The organism is Actinomycetospora sp. TBRC 11914, from assembly GCF_012933465.1.
In the GTDB taxonomy this organism is placed as follows: Bacteria; Actinomycetota; Actinomycetes; order Mycobacteriales; family Pseudonocardiaceae; genus Actinomycetospora.
Genome location: NZ_JABBND010000009.1, coordinates 199,032 through 221,278, shown reverse-complemented (window position 1 = coordinate 221,278; position 22,247 = coordinate 199,032). Strand labels below are relative to the sequence as shown.

Here is a 22,247-nt window from a genome sequence, read left to right as displayed (position 1 = left end):
TCAGAGCATCGCGAGGAGCGTGCCCGCCATCCCGACGCTCATGAGCACGTGGCAGCAGGCGTCGAGGCGGCCGCTCGTGCTGCGGGTCCGGGCCGGCGCGACCGCGACGGCGACCGAGCCGCCGGACGCGATCTCCGGGGTGCCGTCGGCGCAGCAGCCCGGGCCGACCGGCCGCACGATCCGCGAGGCCCACAGCGCGGCCCCGGCGAGGACCAGCACCGCGAAGGCCACGGTCACCGCCACCACCCAGGTGGGCGTCGACGCTGCCGGGGCGGCCTCGGAGCCCGGCATCGGCATCGCGCCCATGCCCGCCATCTCGTGGTGAGTCGCCACCGGGGCGGACGGGGCGGACGGCATGATCAGCGGCATCGCCGCGACCATCCACACCATCGCCGCGTTCGCGACGAGGTGGTAGCCCTCGGTCGCGCGGGAGTGACCGCCCTCCGGAACGGTGAGCCGCGCCAGGGCCCAGATGCCGAAGAGGCCGAACACCAGGATCTGCAGGACCCCGGTCGCGGCCGCCGGTTCCCCCGTCCACCCCCACGCCATGGCGATCATCGCGAGCGCCATGAGCAGGTGCGACAGCTCGGTGAGCCGGCTGCCCGTGCGGTCCATCCCGCTGGCGAGCTCGGTCAGACGGACCAGCGAGTACACGCCGGTCAGGGTGAACACGACGGTGAAGGTCCAGGACAGCGTCGACGGGAACACACGCACCCCTTCCGTGGGTCGCCAGGACGCTAGGAGGCGGCCGGTGCGGCCGAGGCCGGTCCTGAGAACCCGGGCCGGGGGGCCTCGCCCGGCGGTCGCGCCCGAGCGCCCGCCGTCGTCGGGATGCGGCGGACGGCCTACCAGGCCTCGCCGTCGGGAGGAACGTCGTTCTCAGTGCGACACTTCATCAGGTGCTGAGGCATTGACCTGTCGCGGTGCCCTCCGTAGCGTCCCCGGGCGTCAGGCTCCGGTGAAGGGACACCTCGTGACCACTGCCCGTGCCACCGCGCGCGCCCGCGCCACTGCGACCACCGCCGTCGGCAACCTGCCGTACCTGGTCGGTGCGCTCGTCGTCGGCCTGCTGCTCTTCTACGTCCTCGGGTTCGACGAGGGTGCGACGTCGCTCTTCGGGAACACGATGGTCGTCCACGAGTTCGTGCACGACGCGCGCCACGTCCTGGGCTTCCCGTGTCACTGATGCCCGCGAAGGCGGTGATCCCGCGGGCCGCCCTGGCCGGCGGGATCGGGGGGCTCGTCGCGTTCGGCGTCGCCCGGGTCGTCGCCGAGCCGCTGATCGGCCGGGCCGTCGACTACGAGGAGGGCCGCGGCGAGGCCGAGGACGCGCTCGCCGCGGCGGCGGGGCAGCCGGGCCACGACACGGGCGCCGAGATCTTCAGCCGGACCGTGCAGGGCACCCTCGGCCTCGGGGCCGGCACCGTGCTGGCCGGCGTCGCGCTCGGCCTGCTGTTCGCCGTCGTCTACACGCTCGCCCAGCCGCACGTCACCTGGCGGCCCCGGGTGCTCGCGCTCGCCGTCGCCGGCGCGGGCTTCCTGACCGTCTACGCCACGCCGTTCGTCAAGTACCCGGCCGACCCGCCGGCCGTCGGGCACGAGGAGACCATCGGCGACCGGTCGGCGCTCTACCTGGCGATGTTGCTCGGCTCGGTGGTGTTCCTCGTGGTGGCGACGCTCGTCGGACGCCGGCTGTCGGCGCGCCTGGGCACGTGGAGCGCGACGCTGGTCGGCGGGGCCGTGTACGTCGTGCTCGCCGGGATCCTCATGACGGTGCTGCCCTCGCTCGGCGAGCTCGCGACGAACGTCGCCACCTACGGCCCCGCGGTCGGCGAGACGCCCCAGCCGCTGCGCGACGCGGCGGGCCGGATCGTGTTCCCCGGCTTCGACGCCGACCTGCTCTACGCCTTCCGGCTGTCCTCCGTCACCGCGCAGCTCCTGCTGTGGGGCGTGCTGGGGCTGGTGTTCGGCGCGCTGGCCGAGCGGGCCACGGCACGTTCCCGGGACGACGCCGGGTCCGTGCCCGTGTCGACGCCGGCCTAGCGCGTCACCCCCGGCGCGAGGCGCGGGTGGATGAGCTCGCCGAGCGTGGTCGCGCCCGGGTCACCGCCGGAGAGCGGGTGGTCCACGACCACCTCGAGCACCGTGACGAGGGCGACGGCGAGGGCGAAGACGACGAGGGTCGTGGCCAGGCCGAGCAGGACGGGACGGAGGCTCCGCGCGGTCGCGGGCCGGTGGGCGTGGGCGGGCTCGGGGCGTGACCCCGTCGGGGCCGCCGGGCGGAACGTCGCCGCGGACGGCGCGAACGCGACGTCCACCGGCCGGCCCCCGGCGCCGCGGCGGCCGGGCAGGCCGACGTCACGCCGGTCCTGACCGTGCTCGTTCCGTGGCATCCGTCGCTACCCCCAAGGTCGGCGGGGTACCCGTCGTGCCGGGACCCAACCCGGCCGGGCCCGGCGTCGCCGAGTGGACCCCCACGGTCGCGGGGGCAGCCGTGGGAGCCCACTCGGTGCTGCGCTGGGGTCAGGCGGCCGGGCCGGCCGCGAGCGTGACCGTGGCGGTGTGCGAGGTGCCGGCCTGGTCGGTCCAGCTGACCTGCACCCGGTCGCCGACGTGGTGGCCCGCGAGCGCCGACGAGAGCTGGTCCGCGGACGCGGTGCTCTGCCCGTCGACGGCGGTCACGGTGTCGCCGGCGGCCAGCCCGGCGGAGGCGGCGGGCGAGCCGGACACGACCCCGGTGAGCGGCGCGCCGTCCGCGGCGCCCGCACCCTCCGAGGTCTGCTCCACGGCCTGCGACGCGACCTGCACGCCGAGGAACGCCGGGTAGCCCTGGTGGACGGTGCCGTCGTCGACGCCCGAGGTGATCTGCTGCGCGATCTGCAGGGCCTTCCCGATCGGGATGGCGTAGCCGGTCGTCGGGGCCGCGGCTTGCTCGTCCGCCGCGGTCCGGTACCCCGGTCCCGACGACGCCGACGCCGCGGTGTCGATGCCGATCACGGCGCCGTCGGCGTACAGCGGCCCCCCGGAGTCGCCTGACTGGACGGCCGCGTCGACCTCGATCATCCCGGCGAGGTTCTCCGAGTCGGACGCGGACGTCTCGTCGGAGGCGGTGATGGTCTGCCCGAGCGCGAGCACGGTCCCCGGCGCGGCCGAGGGGGTCCCGCCGGTGCCCCCGGCGTTGCCGACGGCGGTCACCGCGGTGCCGGCGCGGACCGCGCCCTGCGCGTCGGCGGACGCGAGGGTCGCGGGGGTCAGGCCGGAGGCGCCCTGCAGCGCCAGGACGGCGACGTCGTCGGTGGCGTCGGTCCCGACGACCGTCGCGGTGTAGGTCCTCCCGCTGGTCACGTCGGTGACGTGGATGGCCGTCGAGCCCTCGACGACGTGGTTGTTGGTCAGGATCTCGCCGCCGGCCGTGAGGACGATGCCGGTGCCCGCGGCCTCACCGGTGCCGTAGTCGAGGACGGTGTCGACGTCGACGACGCCGGTCTGTTCCTGGGCGGTCGCGGGGGTCCCCGTCTGCTGGGACTGCCCGTCGCCGCCCTGCCCGCCGCCGACGCCGTGCCGGTCGGGCACCGCGGCCGCCGTCGTCGTCGGGGAGGCGATCGCGTCGAGCGCGGCGCCGGTCGAGGCGCCGACGGTGAGGGCGAGGGCGACGGCCCCGACGACGAGGGCCCGGCGCCGGCGCGCGGCACGGTGCGGCGGGCGCGGTCGGGAAGGGTCGGTCTGCTGCGTGTCCATGGTCCACCTCGGCTGGGCCCTCGGCCCTCGTACCAGGGATTACGCGCGGAACCGAAGAGTCGTCTGTGAAGTCGGCCGAGCTGTGCTGAGAAGGCCGCTCGGCCTCACCGCCGGGGCCCAACGGCCCTGATCGGACGCACCCGACGGCGGGATCGTTGTCGGCGACACATCCGGGTCGGCCTGGGGCATCGCGATGGGCGAGTGCGAACCGCGGAACTTCATCCGCCCCTGCCTGCTGCTCCTGCTCCGGGAGCGCCCCGCCCACGGGTACGACCTCGTCGAGCGGCTGCACGCCGCGTTCATCGACGACCTGGACCCCGGCGGCGTCTACCGCACGCTGCGCGCGTTCGAGCGGGACGGGCTCGTCCGGTCGACGTGGACGACCTCGGGCTCGGGCCCCGCCCGGCGCACCTACTCGCTGACGGTGGCCGGCACCCAGTGCCTGCGCCACCAGATCGAGCTCCTCGAGGTCACCCACCACCTCGTGCACCTGTTCCTGGCGCGCTGCGGGGAGGCGTCGCTGGTGTCGACGGTCGGCGGCGAGGGCCCACGGCGGCCGGGGACCGGCCCGTGAGCCCCGCGGAGGTGCCGCACTGCGACGGCGAGGTGTGCGTGACCTGCTCCGACGAGGCCGTCCCCGTCACCGTGCTGGCGCTCGGCGACGACGGTCTGGCCCGGGTGGACAACGGCCGCGGCGTCGAGGAGGTCTCGGTGGCGCTCGTCGACGCCGCCGTCGGGGACGTCGTGCTGGTCCACGCCAAGGAGGCGATCGCCCGCCTCGGGCCCGCCGGGGCCCCGGCGCCGTCGCCCGTGGACCGATGACCGCCGCCCCCGCCCGGACGCGGGTACGGGTACGGGTGTCCGGGATCGTGCAGGGCGTCGGCTTCCGGCCCTTCGTGCACGCGCTGGCGGCGGCGCACGACCTCGGCGGGTTCGTCGGGAACGACGACGCCGGGGTGGTCGCCGAGGTCGAGGGCTCGCCCGAGGGCGTCGACGCGTTCGTCGCCACCCTCCGGCAGCGGCCGCCGGCCCTCGCCGTCGTCGACACGGTCAGCGTCGCCGCCCTGCCGCCGTGCGGGGAGAGCACCTTCGTCATCGGCCCGAGCCGGGTCACCGGGCACCGCGACGCGCTCGTCTCCGCCGACACCGCCCCCTGCGCCGACTGCCTGGCCGAGGTGTCCGACCCGGCCGACCGCCGCCACCGCTACGCCTTCACCAACTGCACGCACTGCGGGCCCCGCTTCACCATCGTCCGCGACGTCCCCTACGACCGGGTCACCACGACGATGGCCGGGTTCGCGATGTGCGCGGCCTGCGCCGCCGAGTACCACGACCCGGCCGACCGGCGCTTCCACGCCCAGCCCACCTGCTGCCCGGCCTGCGGACCGACGCTGCGGCTGACCGGCCTCGGGGGTCCCGACGACGACCCGGTGCGGGCCGCCGCCGCGGCCCTGGCCGACGGCGCCGTCCTCGCGGTCAAGGGGCTCGGCGGCTACCACCTCGCGGCCCGCGCCGACGACGCGGCCGCCGTCTCGCGGCTGCGGGCGGCCAAGCGACGCGACCAGAAGCCGTTCGCGGTGATGGTGGCCGACCTCGCGGCCGCGGGCGGGCTCGTCGTCGTCGACGAGGCCGCGGCGGCGGTGCTGTCGTCGCGGCGGCGACCGATCACGCTGCTGCGCCGCCGGCCGGGCGCCCCGGTCGCCGACGCGGTCGCCCCGGGCAACCGCGACCTCGGCGTCATGCTGCCCTACACCCCGCTGCACCACCTGCTCGCGACGGAGCTGGGCGCCGCGTTCGTGCTGACCAGCGGCAACCTCTCCGACGAGCCGATCGCCGTGGCCGACGACGACGCCCGGGACCGGCTCGGGCCGCTGGTCGACGGCTTCCTCGTCCACGACCGCCCGATCCACGTCCGTGCCGAGGACTCGGTGGTCCGGATGCACCGCGGCGCCGAGCTGCCGGTGCGCCGTGCCCGCGGGTACGCGCCGGAGCCGATCGCGCTCGGCTTCGGCGCCCCCCGGCCGGTCCTCGGGCTCGGCGCCGAGGTGAAGAGCACCGTCTGCCTGCTCCGCGGGCGGCGCGCCGTCCTCTCCCCGCACCTCGGCGACCTGACCAACCCCGAGGCGTGGCGCGCGTTCCGCCACATGACGGGGCACCTGGCGCGGCTCTTCGGGGTGGAGCCGGCGGTGCTCGCCCACGACCTGCACCCCGACTACCTGTCGACGAAGGAGGCGGTGGAGCGCGAGGAGGCGGGGGACGGCGTCGAGCTCGTCGGGGTGCAGCACCACCACGCGCACGTCGCGGCGTGCCTCGCCGAGCACGGCCGCACCCCCGAGGACCCGCCGGTGCTCGGCGTGGCCTTCGACGGCACCGGGCTCGGGCTCGACGGCGCGGTCTGGGGCGGTGAGTTGCTGCTGGCCGACCTCGCCGGCTGCGAACGGCTCGGGCACCTGGCCTACGTCCCGCTGCCCGGCGGGGCGGCCGCCGTGCGCGAGCCGTGGCGGATGGCCGCCGCGTACCTGCCCGACGAGCCCGGCCTCGCCGTCCGGGACCGGCACGGGGACGCCTGGGACGCGGTGACCGCGATGGCCCGCTCCGGGGTCGCCTCCCCGCCCACGTCCAGCGCCGGTCGGGTCTTCGACGCCGTGGCCGCCCTGGTGGGGGTCCGCGACACGGTGACCTACGAGGGCCAGGCGGCGGTCGAGCTCGAACAGCTGGTCGACCCGGGGGAGCGCGGGGCCTACCCGGCCGCGGTCGACGGCGGGCTGATCGCGGGCATCGACCTGGTGCGCGCGGCGGCCGACGACCTGCGCCGCGGGGTGGCGCCCGGGCGGATCGCCGCCCGCTTCCACCACGGTCTCGCCGACGCCACGGTGCGGGCGGCCGGCGCGGCGGCCGCGGAGCGCGGCGTCCGCACCGCGGTGCTCTCCGGCGGGGTGTTCGTCAACGAGGTGCTGCTCGAGCGGGTCCGCTCCGGGCTCGAGGCGCTGGGCCTCGCGGTACTGGTGCCGACCCGGGTGCCGTGCACCGACGGTGGGATCAGCCTCGGCCAGGTCGCGGTGGCGGCGGCGCGGGAGATCGGGGGAGGCCATGGGTGAGGTGACGGCGTCGTCGGTCCGGGCGGCGTTCGACCGGCGGCGCGCCGCGACCGCGTCCCTCGCCGACGACGCCGGGGCGGTGGCCCTCACGTGCCGGGCGATGGCGCGCCGGTTCCACGCCGGCGGGCGGCTGCTCACCTTCGGCAGCGGCGCCGCGGCCGCGGACGCCGCCCACCTCGCCGTCGAGTTCGTCCACCCGGTGCTGGTCGGCAAGCGGGCCCTCCCGGCCCTGTCGCTGGTGAACGACCCCGCGACGCTCACCGCGGTGCTCGCCGCCGAGGGACCCGACGAGGTCTTCGCGGCGCCGCTGCGCTGCCTCGCGGTGCCCGGGGACATCGCGCTGGGGCTGTCGCCGGACGGGAACGGCGCGGACGTCGAGCGTGGCCTCGCCGTCGCGCGCGCCCGCGGGCTGCTGACCGTCGCGCTCGCCGGCGGCGACGGCGGGCGGCTCGCCGGGTCGGCCGACGTCGACCACCTCGTCGTCGCGCGCTCGCCGGATCCCGCGGTGGTCAGGGAGATCCACGTGACGGTCTACCACGTGCTCTGGGAACTGGTGCACGTCTTCCTCGACGACCCCGACTCGCTGGGGGAGGGCGCCGCGTGAGCGGGCTCGAGTCGCTCTACCCGTTCCTCTACCCCGGCTCGGTCGACGCCGGGTCGGGCGAGCGGGTGCTCGCCGAGGTCACCACCTCCACCCGCGAGAAGGTCGCCGAGATCGAGGCGGTCCGGAGCCGGGTCGCCGCCGAGCACGCCGAGGGGATCGCCCGCTGCGCGCGGGACGTGGCGGCGTCGTTCGCGGCGGGCGGGCGGCTGGTCGCGTTCGGCAACGGGGGGAGCAGCACCGACGCGCAGGCGGTCGCGGCGTGCTTCACCGCACCGGGCGCCCCGGGCCCCGCCCTGCCCGCCGTGGCGCTGACCGCCGACGTCGCGGTGCTCACCGCGCTCTCCAACGACGTCTCGTTCGAGGTCGTCTTCGCCCGGCCGATCGCCGCGACGGGACGCCCGGGCGACGTCGCGGTCGCGCTCTCCACCAGCGGCGGGTCGCGCAACGTGCTGGCCGGGCTCGCGGCCGCGCGACGGGTCGGGATGACCACGGTCGGGCTGGCCGGGGGCGACGGGGGCGCCATGGCCGAGCCGGGCACCGTCGACCACCTGTTCGTCATGCCGTCGTCGTCGGTGCACCGCATCCAGGAGGCGCAGACGACCGTCTACCAGGTGCTCGCCGAACTCGTCCGGGGCGCGCTTCGCGCTCGTGAGCACTAACTGTCGCTATACCGACAGTTAGTGCTCACGAGCCCGGAGGGCACCTAACAGATCCGCGGCAACGGATCACCGACGAGCAGGTCGACGATCCGGGTGCCGCCGAAGGCCGTGCGCAGGAGCACGAGCCCGGGAGGGTCGTCGGCGACCCGCCCGATCACCGCGGCCCCGTCGCCGGAGGGGTGCGCCCGCACCGCCGCGAGCACCTCCTCGGCGACCTCCTCGGCGACCACCGCCACCAGCCGCCCCTCGCACGCCACGTAGAGCGGGTCGATCCCGAGCAGCTCCGCGGCCCCGGTGACCTCGGGGCGGACCGGGACGGCTGCCTCGTCGACGACGACGGCGGCCCCGGACGCCCGCGCGACCTCGTTGAGGATCGTGGCGACCCCGCCCCGCGTGGCGTCGCGCATCACGCGGACGCCCCGGCCGCCGGCGTCGAGGATCGCCGCGCACAGCGTGTGCAGCGGCGCGGTGTCGGAGACGAGGTCGGACTCCACGTCGAGGTCGCCGCGGGCGAGCATCACGGTCACGCCGTGGTCGCCGATCGGCCCGGACACGATCACGGCGTCGCCGGGCCGGGCCGCGCCCGCGTCCAGCACCACGGTCCGGTCGAGCAGGCCGACGCCCGCCGTCGTGACGAAGCAGCCGTCGGCCTTCCCGCGCTGGACGACCTTGGTGTCGCCGGTGACGATCTGCACGCCCGCCGCCGCGGCGGCCGCGGCCATGGTGTCGACGATGCGCCGCAGGTCCGCGAGCGGGAAGCCCTCCTCCAGCACGAAGCCCGCCGAGAGGTGCTGGGGCCGGGCGCCGGCGACGGCGAGGTCGTTGACGGTGCCGTTGACCGCCAGGTCGCCGATGTTCCCGCCGGGGAAGAAGAGCGGGGAGACGACGTAGGAGTCGGTGGTGAACGCGAGCCGGGCGTCCCCGACCCCGACGACCGCCGCGTCGCCGAGCCGCTCCAGCTCGGGGTTGCGGAACGCGTCGACGAACACCGCCTCGATCAGCGTGGCGGTCGCCTTGCCGCCCGCGCCGTGGGCGAGCGTGATCCGCTCCTCGCGCACCCGCGGGCGACGCCGGCGGGCCCGCTCGATCCGTTCGAGGACCGCCTCCTCGCTGCGCAGGTGCTCGGCGCCGGCGTGCGCGGCGACGGCGTCCTCGGCCCAGGACGCGCCGCGCGTCCCGGAGGTCATCGCCGCACCACCGGGTCCGCGAGCAGCGTCGCCTCCCGGACGCGGGAGCGGCTGAAGCGCCCGAAGTTGTAGTACGCCGCGCACGCCCCCTCCGAGGACACCATGCAGGTCCCGATCGGCGTCTCCGGGGTGCAGGCGGTGCCGAAGACCTTGCACTCCCACGGCTCGAGCACGCCCTTGAGCACCTCGCCGCACTGGCAGGCCTTGGGGTCGGCGACCCGCACGCCGGGCACGTCGTAGAGCCGCTCGGCGTCGAACGCCGCGAACTCCTCGCGCAGCTGCATCGCCGAGTGCGAGATGAACCCGAGCCCGCGCCACTCGAACCACGGCCGCAGCTCCATCACCCGGCCGATGGCCTCTAGCGCCCGCCGGTTGCCGTCCCACGGCACGACGCGGGTGTACTGGTTCTCCACCTCGCAGCGGCCCTCGGCGAGCTGGCGCATCAGCCAGTGCACCGACTGCAGGATGTCGAGGGGCTCGAACCCCGACGTGACCAGCGGCTTCCCGTGGTCGCGCGCGATGAACGCGTACGGCCGGCACCCGATCACGGTGGACACGTGGCCCGGGCCGAGGAACCCGTCGAGGCGCAGGTCGGGCGAGTCCAGGATGGCCTTGATCGCCGGGATGATCGTGACGTGGTTGGCGAAGACCGCGAAGTTCTCCAGCCCCTCGGCCTGCGCCCGCAGCACCGTCATCGCCGTCGACGGGGCGGTGGTCTCGAAGCCGATCGCCATGAACACCACCCGTTTGTCGGGGTGGTTCCGCGCGATCTTCAGCGCGTCGAGCGGCGAGTACACCATCCGGATGTCGGCGCCGGCCGCCTTGGCGTCGAAGAACGACCCGCGCCCGCCGGGCACCCGCATCATGTCGCCGAATGCCGTCATGATGACGTCGTCGTGCTCGGCGATGGCGATCGCGTCGTCGACGCGTCCCATCGGCAGCACGCAGACCGGGCAGCCGGGGCCGTGCACCAGGCGGACCGTCTCGGGCAGGTGGTCCTCGAGCCCGTGCTTGTAGATCGTGTGCGTGTGCCCGCCGCACACCTCCATGAACGCGTACCGCCGGCCGGGCTCGCACAGCTCGGCGATGCTCCGCGCCAGGTGACGGGCGGCCTCGGGGTCGCGGAACTCGTCGACGAAGCGCATCGGGCTCACCCCACGTCCGTGGTCGCGAAGTCCTGCAGTTCCTGGTCGTAGGCGGGGCCGAGCTGGCGCAGGGTCCGCAGCGCGGCGTCGGCCTCCTCCTCGTCGATCTTCGCCAGCGCGAAGCCGACGTGGATGAGGACCCAGTCGCCGACGGCGAGGTCCTCCTCCCCGCGCAGCAGGCCGAGGTTGACCTTGCGCCGCACCCCGCTGACGGTCACCAGCGCGAGGTCCGTGTCGTCGTCGGGCAGCTCGACGAGCTCACCCGGGATGCCGAGGCACATCTAGCCCACCTCCTGGGCGGTCGGGGTGTCGGTCACGGTGATCGACTCGAGGACGAGGTCGTCGCCGGCGAGCAGCTCGAGGTCGTGGGCGTGGCACCGCCCGCACGCGACGACGAGCTCGTCGGCGGTCGTCGTCGCGCCGCACGCGCAGCGCACCGTCACGGCGACCTCGACGACCTCGATCTCCGCGCCGTCCGCGACACCGCCCTCGGCCATCAGCGCGAAGGCGGTGTCGAAGACGTCGCGGTCGAGGCGGTGGAGCGCCCCGACGTGCAGTCGCACCGCGCGCACCGGGCGCCCGGCGGCGCGGGCCTCCACGAGGTCGAGGACGCCGGCCGCCACGCCGAACTCGTGCACGCCGGCCTCACATCGCCCGGATGCGCCGGTAGCGCCGGACGTCCTCGCGCGAGTCGTAGACCGCCCACCCGATCCCGGCCAGCGCCGCCAGCACCAGCAGCTTGATCATCGAGCCACCTCCTCGTCCCTGGTTTCGAAGTCCTGCCCGGCGAGCAGCCGGTCGACCACCCGCCCCACCGCGGCGACGGCCTCGTCGACGGCCGCCGCCACCGGCGCGCTCAGCCCGAGCCCCGGCTCCAGGTCCGCCGGCTCGCAGCCGAGCACCAGCACCCGCCCGACGACGTCCCCCGCGCCCCCGCCCGCCCCGGTGTCGCGCGCGAGCCCGTCGAGCAGCCCGAGCACGGCGTCGGGGGACATGCCGTGCGGGTCCAGCTCGGCCCGTGCCGCGTCCTGGAGGTGGTGCTCGAGCAGGTAGAGCGCGCCGGGCGGCCCGTCGCGGTGGGTGGTGTCGACGACCAGCAGCACGTCGTAGCCGTCGAGCAGGCGGTGGGCCAGGTGCAGCCCGCGGATGCCGACGTCGAGGACCTCGACGCCCTCCGGGAGGTGGTCCGGCCGGGCGAGCAGGCGCGCCGCGACCTCGGAGCCGAAGCCGTCGTCGGAGCACAGGACGTTGCCGATGCCCACCACGAGGATCCTCACGGCGCCACCGCCAGCTCGTCGGGCGCGAAGTAGCGGAAGCGGCCGTGCGCGGTCTGCAGGTCGGCGGGGTCGTCGTCGAGCGCGACGGCCACGTGCACCAGGCCGTCGACGTCGTGCAGGACGGCCTGCACCACCCCGGAACGCCCGCGCAGGAAGAGGTCCTGCGCGTCGCCGCCGGGCCGCGGCCACAGCACGACGGCGCTGCCCGCGCGGACCTCGACGTCCCCGACCAGGACCGCGTCCGACGACGGGTCGACCGCGGCGTCGGCGCCCGGGTCCCACCACGGTGCTTCGGGGACCGTGAGCGTGGGGACCGCATCCGGCGCCCGGCCGCCGGGGCGGATGGCCCCGTGGAGCCGCTCGACCATCGCCGGGCCCATCGCCTCGACCGCGTCGAGCAGGTCGGCGGCCCGCGGGTCGGTCGCGCGGGCCTCGCGCTTCTCGGCGTCGGTGAGGGCCGCCGTGCGCAGCACCAGGATCTCGTCGTTCTCGGTGCCGTCGAAGAGATCGACGGTGCTCTCGGGCGCCAGCTGGGGATGGTCGGCGAGGATGATCGGGGTCGCGAGCAGCACCGAGGTGGCGCCCTCGGGTCCCGCGAGCACCGGCCAGCTGTGCTCGTTCACGCACTCCCGGACGGCGGGCGCGGCCCATTCGGGCGGGTCGGTGGCCGAGACGAACGCGCCGCGGTCGAGCGCCAGGACGGTGTGCGCGGCGATCAGCGAGCGGTCGAGCACGCGGTCGCGTCCGCCGTGCTCGCCTCCACCCGCCTCGGCGTCGTTGACGACGTCGACGCGCAGCCGGGCCGCGCCGTACGGCCCGGGCACCGGGGCCAGCCCGACGACGAGCCGCCCGCGCAGCGACGCGGTCTCCCGCACCCGGGTCCCCCGCCGGGCTCCGGCCGCGTCCCGGATCGGCTCCTCCTCGAGGCCCCCGGGGACGTCGACGGGGACGGTCACCGGGCCCGCGCGCAGCTCGTCGAGCCCGATCTCGGCGTCGACCTCCCGGGGCAGGCCCTCCTCCCACGCGACGTGCGGGACGCCGTCGACCTCGAGCCGCTCGCACGGTGCTCCCGCCGCGTCGTGCAGGCGGCGGCGCTGCCGGTGCAGGAACCGCAGCCGCAGGGCGAGCCGCGCGCCGGGCCGGGGTTCGACGAGGCACTCGGTGCGGCTGCTCGACGGCTCGCCGCCGCCGGAGCCCGCCGGCACGAGCACGCCGAACTGCCAGCGCAGGGCGTTCTTCTGCGCCGAGGCCCGGTAGGGGTAGAGCAGGTAGCCCTCGAAGAGCACGGCGTCGGCGACGGCGGCGGCGTCGTCCAGGGAGGTGGTCACGACGATCCCTCCGCGCGGCGGAGCAGCTCGTCGACGGTCTGCTCCCAGCTCGGCAGCGCGTGGGCGGCCCGGAAGGCGGTGAGCCGGTCCATCGTGTGCGCGGGCAGGGTGAGCCAGCCGGTGCCGGCGTGGTGGGCGGCCGCCATGTCCCGCCACACCGCGACCGGGAGCCGGTACGTCGCCTCCTCGTGCCACGGGACGAGCCCGACCTGCACCCCCTGCGGGGACCGGTAGAACACGGTGCCGCTGAACAGCAGCACGAGCGGGACCTCGCCGCGCTCGAGGCCCCGGAAGTAGCGGGTCGTAGCGATCTCGACGTCGTGGGTCAGCGGCACCTCCACGTCGACGGTCGTCTCGCCGGTGAACGAGCCGACGAGGGTCGTGACGGTGGCGAGCTGCATCGGCCGGCACGAGCGGGCCCAGTCGCCGGGCTCCCCGAACAGCTCCACGAGCCGGCGCTGCTCGGCCTCGTCGTAGCGGCGCTTCTGCGGCTCGATGCGCACCTGGGTGCGCAGCGCGATCGTGTGCACCGTCGTGGCGGTGGCGTCGGTGATCCGGGTGTGCAGGCGCAGGGTCGGGCCCATCGCGTACGGGTCGTGGTCGGCGGAGGCGACGGCGAAGTGCAGCGCCGGGCCCGGCGAGGAGCGGGGGAAGGGCAGCGTCACGGGGCGCCCTCCAGGTCCCGGGCGCGCGCGCGGACGTCGTCGAAGAACCCGTCGATCGCCGCCCAGGCCGCCGCGCCGCCGTCGAACCCCTTCCACGTGCTGCGGACCAGCCCGACGAGGCGGTAGCAGGCGTCGACCGGGACGAGGAAGCACTCGGTGCGTTCGCCGCGCGGTCGGCGCACCAGCAGGGCCTCGACGTCGGGCTCCAGCAGCGCGGCGAGCCGGCTCGCGCCCACGCCCTCGCCGAAGTGCGCGAGGTCGAGCTCGCTCTCGGTGGCGCCCGCCGGGCTCGGGTAGCAGGCGAGGACGCCGTCGCGGGTGGAGTCGACGAGGAAGAACGCCGTCGAGACCGGGATCCGCAGGGCGTCCCATGCGGCGTCGGTGAGGGTGAAGCCGGGGTCCCGCCGGTAGCGGTCGGGCACCGTCCGGTACCCGGCGACGAAGGCGCCGTCGGCGCCGGCGCGGTCGCCGGAGAAGAGCAGCGCGCAGGGGCGGCACGCGCAGCGCAGCGACCGCTCGCCGGGCCGCACGAGGTGCGGGTGCCCGTCGGGGATCGCGGCGGCGCACAGGTCGCAGCGCTCGGGGTCCGGTTCGCTCGCGCGGGCCGTCAGGAACCGCCGCAGCCCGGCGACGCCCGCCGTGGTCACGACCCCGCCGCGAGCTCGGGCGGCCGCATCCCGATCTGGACGAGGGCCGGTCCCGCCGGCTCCGTCACGAACTCGACGGCCGCGATCTCCGGGGCCAGCTCGCCGACGGCTCGCCGCACGACGTCGCGCACCGTCCCGCCGGCGCCGCATCCGCTCCCGAGCCGCACGTGGACGGTGCCGGAGTCGAGCTCGAGGCCCTCGAGGGCGATCCCCGCGCCGTGGCTCCCGAGCCGGCGCCGGGCGGTGTCGAGCGCGTGCCCCACGCGGGTCGGCAGGTCGACCGGGTGCAGGTCGTGCAGCGCCAGCAGGGCCGCGACGAGCGGGTCGGCGCCGAGCCGGTGCACGAGGTCCTCTCCGCCGGCCACGCGCACCACGGACACGACCTGCTCGAGCCCCGCGCCGTAGAACCGCATGAGGGCGCGGACGAGATCCTCCCCGGCCCGCGCCGGACCCTCGCCGGCGGCGGCGAGCTCGCCCAGGAGCTCCTCGATCGTGGCGGCGAGCTGCTGCGGGTCGGGGGTCTCGCCGGCGGTCACGGCAGGTTGAGCTGGGTCGGCGAGGTCTCGCGGTGCAGCTGCTTGCCGTCGCCGAGGTACATGTGCACCCCGCACGGCAGGCACGGGTCGAAGCTGCGGACCGCGCGCATGATGTCGATGCCCTTGAAGTCGTCCGGCCGGTTCTCCTCGAAGATCGGCGTGTTCTGCACCGCGTCCTCGTAGGGGCCGGGGGTGCCGAAGGAGTCCCGCACGCTGCCGTTCCACGGCGTCGGCGGGTACGGGTGGTAGTTGGCGATCTTCCCGCCCCGGATGACCATGTGGTGGGAGAGCACCCCGCGGACGGCCTCGGTGAACCCGCAGCTGATGGCCTCGTCGGGCACGACGAAGCTCTCCCAGGTCTTCGAGTGACCGCCGCGCACCTCGGCCATCGCCTTCTCGACGAAGTACAGCGCGGCCGCCGCGGCGTAGGCCTGGAAGTAGGTGCGGGCGCGGTCGCGCTCGATGGCGTTCGACAGCGGCGCCCCGTTGCGGTCGGTCGGCGGGGTCCAGGTGAAGCTGCGCTCGGGCCGCAGCGCGGTGCGCGGCAGGTGGATCTCCACGCTGTGCCCGGTGGCCCTGATCGTCCCGGTGTCGACGAGGCCCGCGAGGGCCGTGGCCCAGAGCCGCGCGAGGGGGCCGCCGCCGGTGTCGAGGGGCAGGTGGTCCGTGCCGTCGAACCAGCGCGGCGACATCGTCCAGGAGTACTTGTCGTCGAAGTCGCGCTTCTGCGGCGCCGGGATCGTGTGCTGGTTCCAGGGGTGGTCCTGCGAGACCGGGTTGCCCAGCGGGTCGGTGTCGACGAACTTCTCCTGGTCCCCCCAGCCCCGGTAGAAGGAGCTGCCGAGCAGGATCCGGATGCCCAGGTTGATCTCGACGAGATCGGTGGTGACCAGCTTCCCGTCGACGACGACGCCCGGGGTGACGAACATCTTCCGTCCCCAGTTCGTCATCGTGCGGTAGTCGAAGTCGCACGCCTCCGGGTCGTTCAGCGATCCCCAGCAGCCGAGGAGCACCCGGCGCCGGCCGACCTCCTCGTACCCGGGCAGGGCCTCGTACATGAAGTCGAAGAGGTCGTCGTGCATCGGCACGACCCGCTTCATGAACTCCACGTAGCGCATCAGCCGGGAGAGGTAGTCGGTGAAGAGCTGGATGGTGGGGGTGGTGCCGACGCCGCCCGGGTAGAGCGTCGACGGGTGGACGTGACGGCCCTCCATCAGGCAGAACATCTCGCGCGTGTAGCGCGAGACCTGCAGGGCCTCGCGGTAGAACTCACCGGTGAACGGGTTGAGCGCCCGCATGATGTCGCCGACGGTGCGGTAGCCGTGCTCGGCGGCGTGCGCGCACTCGGTGCGGTTGGCCTGCTCGAGCACCCCGGGATTCGTCTCGGAGACCATCTTCTCGCAGAAGTCCACCCCGACCAGGTTCTCCTGGAAGATGTTGTGGTCGAACATGTACTCGGCGGCCTCGCCGAGGTTGATGATCCATTCCCCGAGGTGGGGCGGGCGCACCCCGTAGGCCATGTTCTGGTTGTAGACCGAGCAGGTGGCGTGGTTGTCGCCGCAGATGCCGCAGATCCGGCTGGTGATGAAGTGCGCGTCCCGCGGGTCCTTGCCCTTCATGAAGAGGGAGTAGCCACGGAAGATCGACGACGTCGAATGGCATTCCGCGACGCGTCTCGCCCCGAAATCGATCTTCGTATATATCCCGAGGCTCCCGACGATCCGGGTGATCGGGTCCCACGCCATCTCGACGAGGTCGGTCTTCTGCCCCGTCGTGGCCTTCGGTGCGGTGGCGGTCATCGGTCCACGACCTTTCAGAAGGCGACGGGCTGGTACCCGGTGTCGAGCGTGCGGCCCTTGTGCCGCCAGCGCGGCTCGGCGTCGACGGTCTTCTTCGTGATGTTGCGCAGGGTCCGGATGACCCCGCCGTAGGCGCCGCTGGCGGCGCCCGAGACCCGGCTGCCGGGCGGCGGGTCCATGAACGGCATGAACTTGTCGGGGAAGCCGGGCATGGTGCAGCCGATGCAGATGCCGCCGACGTTCGGGCAGCCGCCCACGCCGTTGATCCACCCGCGCTTCGGGACGTTGCACTTCACGACGGGGCCCCAGCACCCGAGCTTGACGATGCACTCGGGCCGGCCGTACTCGGTCGCGAACTGCCCCTGCTCGTAGTACCCGCCCCGGTCGCAGCCCTCGTGGACGGTCGCCCCGAACAGCCACGTCGGCCGCAGGCCCTCGTCGAGCGGGATCATCGGGGCCGCTCCGACGGCCTGGTAGAGCAGGTAGAGGATCGTCTCGGAGAGGTTGTCGGGGTGCACGGGGCAGCCGGGGACGTTGACGATCGGGATGCCGAGCGTGGACTTCCAGTCCCACCCGAGGTAGTCGGCCACGCCCATCGCGCCGGTCGGGTTGCCCGCCATCGCGTGGATGCCGCCGTAGGTGGCGCAGGTGCCGACGGCGAGGACGATCGCGGCCTTCGGGGCGAGCCGGTCGATCCACTCGCTCGTGGTGCGGGGCTGGCCGGTCTGCGGGTCGTTCCCGAACCCCGACCAGTAGCCCTCGCGCTTGATCGACTCGTTCGGGACCGACCCCTCGACCACGAGGACGAACGGCCCGTCGAGCTCGCCCCGCTCGGCCTTGAAGAACCACTCGATGAACGTGTCCGCGCCCTTGTCCGGGCCGCACTCGAAATCGATGAGCGGCCAGTGCACGGCCACCGTCGGCAGGCCCGGGAGGGCCCCGAGGGCGATCTCCTCGATCGAGGGCTGGGTCGCGGCGGTGAGGGCGACCGAATCGCCGTCACACGAGAGTCCCGCATTCATCCAGAGGATGTGGACCGTGGTGTCCTCGGGCGCAGCAGTGGTCGTCACGGATTCCCCCAGCGGGTTCGGGCGCGCCCGAGTGGTGGCACCAGCGGAGGGGAACAGGCTGGCAGCGTGATCGCGGGGCGGTAAGTGAGTGCGTCACGTAGGGCACGCGCGCACTGACCTCACCCCGCCGGGGCGTCGATGTCGATGCCCCGCCGCAGCAGCTTCAGCGTGTAGATGTTCTGCCTCGAGACGAGGTGGCTGAGCCCGGTCGCGAGGACCACCGCGACCATGAGCGGCAGGATCACGGCGTAGTCGCCGGTCAGCTCGAAGACGATGAGCACCGCGGTGATGGGGGCGTGCGCGGCGCCGGCGAAGACCGCCGCCATCCCCACCAGCCCGAACGCGCCGGGGGAGAGGTGCAGGGCGGGGAACAGGGCCGCGGCGAGCGTCCCGAACGCGGTGCCGGCCATGCCGCCGAGGAACAGCGACGGCGCGAACACCCCGCCGGACCCGCCGATGCCGATCGTGAGGCTGGTCGCGAGCATCTTGCCGACGGCGAGCAGGAGCAGGAACCCGACCGCGTACTGCCCGGCCAGGCCGCCCTGGAGCACCGGGTAGCCGACGCCGTAGAGCTGGGGGAGCGCCAGCAGCACGCCGCCCAGCAGCACGCCGCCGACGGCCGGGCGCAGCCACTCCGGCCCGCGCCAGACCGCGTCGCAGCCGTCCTCGATCGCGTACAGCACCCGCGCGAAGGCCCAGCCGAGCAGGCCCGCGAGCAGGCCGAGGACGGCGTAGAGCGGTAGTTCCGCGGTGGAGCCGAGGGCGTAGTGGGGCAGGTGCAGGATCGTGTCGTCGCCGACGAGCAACCGCGCGACGACGTTGGCGGTGACCGACGAGATCACCAGGATGCCGAACGACTGGGCCGAGAACGCCCGCAGGATGATCTCGAGTCCGAAGACGACGCCGGCCATGGGCGCGTTGAACGTCGCGGAGATCCCGCCCGCCGCGCCGCAGGCGACCATGAGGGTCAGCCGCCCGGCGGGCACCCGCAGCGCCTGGCCGATCGACGAGCCCAGCGCCGACCCGATCTGGACGATCGGGCCCTCCCGTCCCACCGACCCGCCGGTCCCGATGCACAGCGCCGACGCGAGCGCCTTGACCGCGGCGACGCGGGCCTTGATGCGTCCGCCGTGGCGGGCGACGGCGACCATCACCTCGGGCACGCCGTGGCCCCGCGCCTCGGGCGCGAAGCGGGTGACCAGCGGCCCGTAGACCAGGCCGCCGACCACCGGGGCGAGGAGCAGGAACCACGGTCCCAGGGCGGCGAGGTGGGTGCTCGCCACCCGTCCGGCGTCCGAGTAGTCCTGGCGGCCGGTGACGAGCCACGTGATGCCGATGATGAGGTAGCGGAACGCGACGGCCCCGAGGCCCGCGCCCAGTCCGATGATCAGGGCCAGCCCGACGAGGCCCGGCCTGCTGTCGGTGAGCCAGCGGTGCGCGGCGCGGCCGGCCCGGGCCGGGCGCGCGCGCCAGGACGGTTCCGCCCGGGCCTCGACCTCGGCGGTCACCGGGCCACCCCGCTCACGGCCCAGTCGGGCTCCGGCACCTCGCCGGCGGCCTCGGCGAGCGACCGCAGGCCCTCGACGACGGCGGCGCGTCGCCCGGTCGGCACCCCGGCGAGCAGGGTCCGGAGCTCGTCGCGCCGGCGCCGGCTCACGTCGTCGACCAGATCCCGGCCCGCCGGCGACAGGGAGACGTCGACCGCGCGACGGTCCCCGGCCGGCCGCTCCCGCACGACGAGGCCCTTGGCCTCGAGCCGGCCGCACATGCGCGTGCACGTCGGGGGCGTCACCGCCAGGGCCGCCGCGAGCTCGGCGGGGCGCACCCGGCCGCGCTGGGCGAGCACCACCAGGGCCCGGTACTGCGGCAGCGTCACGTCCTCGTCGACCGCGGCCAACGATCGGACGACGACGGCCAGCAGCGCCCGGCTCGCCGTCATCACCGCGTCGACGAGGTCGTCGCCGGGCTCCTCGGACTGTTGCATGGAGCAATCGTTGCCCTGGGCAAGTGGCGGGGCAACCCGGACCGGCCGGATTGTCGGGTCGGCCACACGCCGCTACCGTCCGCGCGAGCGATCTACCGAGGGGGACCCGTCGGCGACGTCCTCGTCCGGGTCTCCCCGAACACCGACACCACGCCCGCGACGGTCACGGAGCGTTCCCGCGCCGACGTCGTCCGGACGGAGCTCGGGGAGGAGCCGCGGGAAGCGCCGCCCCTGCTCCTGACGAGGCTGGACCACCGCGGGGAGGTTTCCGCCACCCGACCGCGACCACTCGATGGTGTACGGGGCGTGCACGTCGGGTAGTCCTGCCCACGGGCTGAGCATTCAGCCTCCCGAGCTCGTTGGGAGACCCCATGACCGCCGTCGCGCCCCGCCCCACCCACGATGTGCCGACCACCCCCGGATCTGCGATGACCGTGCAGGTCCGGTCGGTGACCGCGGCTGACGGCGTCGTCATCTCCGTGTCCGGCGCGATCGGCGACCGCGAGGCGGCGCTGCTGAGCCGGTGCCTGCACGCCCAGCTCGAGTCGGAGCCCGCCCTGCTCGTGGTCGACCTCAGCCGGGTGCCGTCCTGCGACCACACCGGCCGCCACGTGCTCGGGCTGGTCCGGGAGCGGGCCGAGGCCACCGGGACGGAGCTGCGCCTGGCCGACCTCGGGCACCCCGACGCGCGCGAGTGGCTGACCGAGGCCGGACTCCTCTGACGTAGTCCCCACCGCGCCGACGGCGCCGTCCCGGCTCCCGGGGCGGCGCCGTCCGCGTGTCGGCCACCTTTTCCGCGCGTCCACCGGCGCGTCATACCACCGGGTGAGCGCCGGTCGCGGCACGGTACGCCTGTGACTGATGTGGCGGATGTGACGCCTGGTGTGGCGGTGGTCCCGACCCAGCGGTCGGTGACGGCGCCGGCACCGCCGGCGCCGCCGCCGCGGCCGGTCCGCCGCGCGTCGACGTGGCTGTACGCCGGGGTCGGCGTCCTGGTCGCGGCCGCGCTGACGGCCCTGGCTCGGGGCGCGCTGGGCGACGACTCCTACATCTCGCTGGACTACGCCCGGACGCTGGTGGAGCACGGTCAGTGGGGCCTGGTCCCCGGGCGCACGGCGAACACCGCGACGAGCCCGTTGAACGTGTGGCTGCTCGCCGCGGGGCTGGGCCTGACGGGCACCGTCACCGGGGCCGTCGGGCTGGTGCTCGCCCTGGCCTTCGCCGTGATCGGGGCGGCGACGCATTGCCTCGCGCGCGTCGCCGCGCCCGGGCCGGTGCTGCCCCTGGCCGCGATGGCGCTGCTCGCCACCTCGCCGCTGCTCGTCTCGACCATCGGCCTGGAGACCTACCTGGGCGTCGCGGTCGTGGTGGCCCTCGCCGCGACCGCGGTGGCCGGCCGCCCCGGCGCCGCCGGGGCCCTGGGCGGGGTCGCCGTCCTCGTGCGCCCGGACTACGCCGTCCCGGCCCTGGTGCTCCTGCTGGTGCTGTGGCGCCCGCCGCTGCTCCGCACGCGGCTGCGGGGCCTGCTGCGGGCGGGCGCCGCCGCGGTCGTCGTGGCCCTGCCGTGGCACCTCTGGGCCTGGTACGAGCTGGGCGGCTTCGTCCCCGACACCTTCTCCTTCAAGACCAACCCGGCCGCCGGGCACCTGCCGTCGATCATCGCGGAGTTCGACGCCCTCTACTGGTCGCGGACGCCGGTGGCGGTCGCCGTCGTCGGGATCACCGTCGTGGCCGCCTGGGTCCTCGCGGCCCTCGCGGTGGCCGCCCGGCTGCGGGCCGCCCGCACCGCGTGGCCGCGCCCGTGGTCGCCCGGCCGGACGGCGCCGGGCCGGCTCGTCGTCGCCTTCGCCGCCTCGGGCACCGTGCACCTCGCCGCGCTGATGGCGATCAACGCCTACCCGCAGGCCTGGTACTACGGCCCCCTGGTGGCCGGGTCCGCGCTCGCGGTGGCCGTGGCCCTCGCGGCCGGTCCGCGGCGCGTCCGCACCCTCGCGGGGTGGGGGACGGCCGCCTACTGCGCCGTCGCCCTCGCGGTGGCCGGGCAGGGCGGGCTGCCGTGGACGGCCGCGGACATGAACTCCAACTTCACCGACCCGGCGGCCTACCTGCGGATCGGGCACGAGCTCCCGGCCCTGGTCGGTGACGTGTCGGTGGCGCCGCCGGGCGAGATCGGGGCGATCACGTGGGGGTGCCGCTGCGACATGGTCGACCAGTTCTCCGCCCGCGCCGACGCCCGGCCGCTGCTCGACCACCGCTACGACCTGGGCGGTCACCTCAGCCGCGCCGTGCTGCGCCTCAACTGGCGCCACCGGCCCGACGTCGCGGCGCCGCGGCCGGCCTACCGGCTGCGCTACGTCCGCGGCGCCGACCCGACGCCGGCCGGGGTGCTCCACACCTGGTGGGTCACCAGCCCGCAGACCGGGTCGCCGTTCCGGATCGTGCTCGTCCCGGCCGTGTAACGCCGGGGCGGGCGGGAGCGAAGGAACCGTCAGAGCCCGGACCGCCGGACC

At 75.2% G+C, this 22,247-nt stretch carries 26 protein-coding genes; 9 read left to right on the top strand and 17 right to left on the bottom strand.

Annotation, left to right across the window (positions count from 1 at the left end; genetic code table 11):
* On the bottom strand, positions 1-708 hold the full coding sequence (locus HH311_RS16255; protein ID WP_169184703.1) for a DUF5134 domain-containing protein: 708 nt from the start codon (positions 706-708) through the stop codon (positions 1-3).
* 265 nt (positions 709-973) lie between these two features.
* Here HH311_RS16255 and HH311_RS33360 point away from each other — a divergent pair, with 265 nt between their 5' ends.
* Both HH311_RS33360 and HH311_RS16245 read left to right on the top strand, forming a co-directional pair.
* Positions 974-1,186, top strand: coding sequence for a CbtB domain-containing protein (locus HH311_RS33360; protein ID WP_169184702.1), 213 nt, complete (start codon positions 974-976; stop codon positions 1,184-1,186).
* Positions 1,186-2,043 carry a CbtA family protein gene (locus HH311_RS16245; protein ID WP_169184701.1) on the top strand — a complete coding sequence of 286 codons (858 nt, stop codon included), beginning with the start codon at positions 1,186-1,188 and terminating at the stop codon, positions 2,041-2,043. The genes HH311_RS33360 and HH311_RS16245 overlap by 1 nt, the downstream gene beginning before the upstream one ends.
* Here HH311_RS16245 and HH311_RS16240 read toward each other — a convergent pair.
* Both HH311_RS16240 and HH311_RS16235 read right to left on the bottom strand, forming a co-directional pair.
* A complete protein-coding gene (locus HH311_RS16240; protein ID WP_169184700.1) occupies positions 2,040-2,393 on the bottom strand; it encodes a hypothetical protein in 354 nt (117 codons plus the stop codon). The genes HH311_RS16245 and HH311_RS16240 overlap by 4 nt on opposite strands.
* 130 nt (positions 2,394-2,523) lie before the next feature.
* Positions 2,524-3,738, bottom strand: coding sequence for a S1C family serine protease (locus HH311_RS16235; protein ID WP_169184699.1), 1,215 nt, complete (start codon positions 3,736-3,738; stop codon positions 2,524-2,526).
* Positions 3,739-3,931: 193 nt separating this feature from the next.
* Here HH311_RS16235 and HH311_RS16230 point away from each other — a divergent pair, with 193 nt between their 5' ends.
* Genes HH311_RS16230 through HH311_RS16210 form a run of 5 tightly spaced genes read left to right on the top strand, consistent with a single transcriptional unit; the run spans position 3,932 to position 8,099 of the window.
* The gene (locus HH311_RS16230; RefSeq protein ID WP_169184698.1) at positions 3,932-4,312 is read left to right on the top strand and encodes a helix-turn-helix transcriptional regulator; all 381 of its coding nucleotides are present in this window, start codon (positions 3,932-3,934) and stop codon (positions 4,310-4,312) included.
* Positions 4,313-4,344: 32 nt separating this feature from the next.
* Positions 4,345-4,560: a HypC/HybG/HupF family hydrogenase formation chaperone gene (locus HH311_RS31855; protein WP_169184737.1), complete on the top strand. Its 216-nt coding sequence runs from the start codon at positions 4,345-4,347 to the stop codon at positions 4,558-4,560.
* Complete coding sequence (gene hypF, locus HH311_RS16220) at positions 4,557-6,836, top strand: carbamoyltransferase HypF (RefSeq protein ID WP_169184697.1); 2,280 nt, start codon at positions 4,557-4,559, stop codon at positions 6,834-6,836. Before HH311_RS31855 ends, hypF begins: the two co-directional genes overlap by 4 nt.
* Positions 6,829-7,440, top strand: a complete 612-nt coding sequence (locus HH311_RS16215; protein ID WP_169184696.1) for an SIS domain-containing protein — start codon at positions 6,829-6,831, stop codon at positions 7,438-7,440. The genes hypF and HH311_RS16215 overlap by 8 nt, the downstream gene beginning before the upstream one ends.
* Positions 7,437-8,099 (top strand): SIS domain-containing protein, encoded by a 663-nt coding sequence (locus tag HH311_RS16210; protein WP_169184695.1) that lies wholly within the window; start codon positions 7,437-7,439, stop codon positions 8,097-8,099. Before HH311_RS16215 ends, HH311_RS16210 begins: the two co-directional genes overlap by 4 nt.
* 44 nt (positions 8,100-8,143) lie before the next feature.
* Here HH311_RS16210 and hypE read toward each other — a convergent pair whose 3' ends face one another.
* From hypE to HH311_RS16145, 14 genes are all read right to left on the bottom strand, one after another.
* Positions 8,144-9,217, bottom strand: a complete 1,074-nt coding sequence (gene hypE, locus HH311_RS16205; protein WP_248292678.1) for a hydrogenase expression/formation protein HypE — start codon at positions 9,215-9,217, stop codon at positions 8,144-8,146.
* Between the two features lie 65 nt (positions 9,218-9,282).
* On the bottom strand, positions 9,283-10,431 hold the full coding sequence (hypD, locus tag HH311_RS16200; RefSeq protein WP_169184693.1) for a hydrogenase formation protein HypD: 1,149 nt from the start codon (positions 10,429-10,431) through the stop codon (positions 9,283-9,285).
* A 5-nt stretch (positions 10,432-10,436) separates the two neighbouring features.
* On the bottom strand, positions 10,437-10,712 hold the full coding sequence (locus tag HH311_RS16195; RefSeq protein ID WP_169184692.1) for a HypC/HybG/HupF family hydrogenase formation chaperone: 276 nt from the start codon (positions 10,710-10,712) through the stop codon (positions 10,437-10,439).
* Complete coding sequence (locus HH311_RS16190) at positions 10,713-11,069, bottom strand: hydrogenase maturation nickel metallochaperone HypA (RefSeq protein WP_169184691.1); 357 nt, start codon at positions 11,067-11,069, stop codon at positions 10,713-10,715.
* 7 nt (positions 11,070-11,076) lie between these two features.
* The gene (locus HH311_RS33730) at positions 11,077-11,178 is read right to left on the bottom strand and encodes a DUF6893 family small protein (RefSeq protein WP_396027446.1); all 102 of its coding nucleotides are present in this window, start codon (positions 11,176-11,178) and stop codon (positions 11,077-11,079) included.
* Complete coding sequence (locus HH311_RS16185) at positions 11,175-11,708, bottom strand: hydrogenase maturation protease (protein ID WP_169184690.1); 534 nt, start codon at positions 11,706-11,708, stop codon at positions 11,175-11,177. The genes HH311_RS33730 and HH311_RS16185 overlap by 4 nt, the downstream gene beginning before the upstream one ends.
* Entirely contained in the window at positions 11,705-13,036 is a 1,332-nt protein-coding gene (locus tag HH311_RS16180) for a hypothetical protein (protein WP_312030188.1), read from the bottom strand. Before HH311_RS16180 ends, HH311_RS16185 begins: the two co-directional genes overlap by 4 nt.
* Positions 13,033-13,701, bottom strand: coding sequence for a DUF6084 family protein (locus tag HH311_RS16175; RefSeq protein ID WP_169184689.1), 669 nt, complete (start codon positions 13,699-13,701; stop codon positions 13,033-13,035). The genes HH311_RS16180 and HH311_RS16175 overlap by 4 nt, the downstream gene beginning before the upstream one ends.
* On the bottom strand, positions 13,698-14,348 hold the full coding sequence (locus HH311_RS16170; RefSeq protein WP_169184688.1) for a DUF5947 family protein: 651 nt from the start codon (positions 14,346-14,348) through the stop codon (positions 13,698-13,700). The genes HH311_RS16175 and HH311_RS16170 overlap by 4 nt, the downstream gene beginning before the upstream one ends.
* Positions 14,345-14,884: a NifU family protein gene (locus HH311_RS16165; protein WP_211190326.1), complete on the bottom strand. Its 540-nt coding sequence runs from the start codon at positions 14,882-14,884 to the stop codon at positions 14,345-14,347. Before HH311_RS16165 ends, HH311_RS16170 begins: the two co-directional genes overlap by 4 nt.
* Positions 14,881-16,683: a nickel-dependent hydrogenase large subunit gene (locus HH311_RS16160; protein WP_169184687.1), complete on the bottom strand. Its 1,803-nt coding sequence runs from the start codon at positions 16,681-16,683 to the stop codon at positions 14,881-14,883. The genes HH311_RS16165 and HH311_RS16160 overlap by 4 nt, the downstream gene beginning before the upstream one ends.
* Before the next feature lie 14 nt (positions 16,684-16,697).
* Positions 16,698-17,705: a hydrogenase expression protein HypE gene (locus HH311_RS16155; RefSeq protein WP_169184734.1), complete on the bottom strand. Its 1,008-nt coding sequence runs from the start codon at positions 17,703-17,705 to the stop codon at positions 16,698-16,700.
* A gap of 167 nt (positions 17,706-17,872) precedes the next feature.
* Entirely contained in the window at positions 17,873-19,261 is a 1,389-nt protein-coding gene (locus HH311_RS16150) for a chloride channel protein (RefSeq protein WP_312030187.1), read from the bottom strand.
* Positions 19,258-19,737: a MarR family winged helix-turn-helix transcriptional regulator gene (locus HH311_RS16145; RefSeq protein ID WP_169184686.1), complete on the bottom strand. Its 480-nt coding sequence runs from the start codon at positions 19,735-19,737 to the stop codon at positions 19,258-19,260. The genes HH311_RS16150 and HH311_RS16145 overlap by 4 nt, the downstream gene beginning before the upstream one ends.
* A 428-nt stretch (positions 19,738-20,165) precedes the next feature.
* On the opposite strand from HH311_RS16145, the gene HH311_RS16140 reads away from it, so the two are divergent.
* Positions 20,166-20,459, top strand: a complete 294-nt coding sequence (locus HH311_RS16140) for an STAS domain-containing protein (protein WP_169184685.1) — start codon at positions 20,166-20,168, stop codon at positions 20,457-20,459.
* A gap of 168 nt (positions 20,460-20,627) precedes the next feature.
* Positions 20,628-22,196, top strand: a complete 1,569-nt coding sequence (locus HH311_RS16135) for a hypothetical protein (RefSeq protein WP_169184684.1) — start codon at positions 20,628-20,630, stop codon at positions 22,194-22,196.
* The last annotated feature ends 51 nt before the right edge of the window (positions 22,197-22,247 follow it).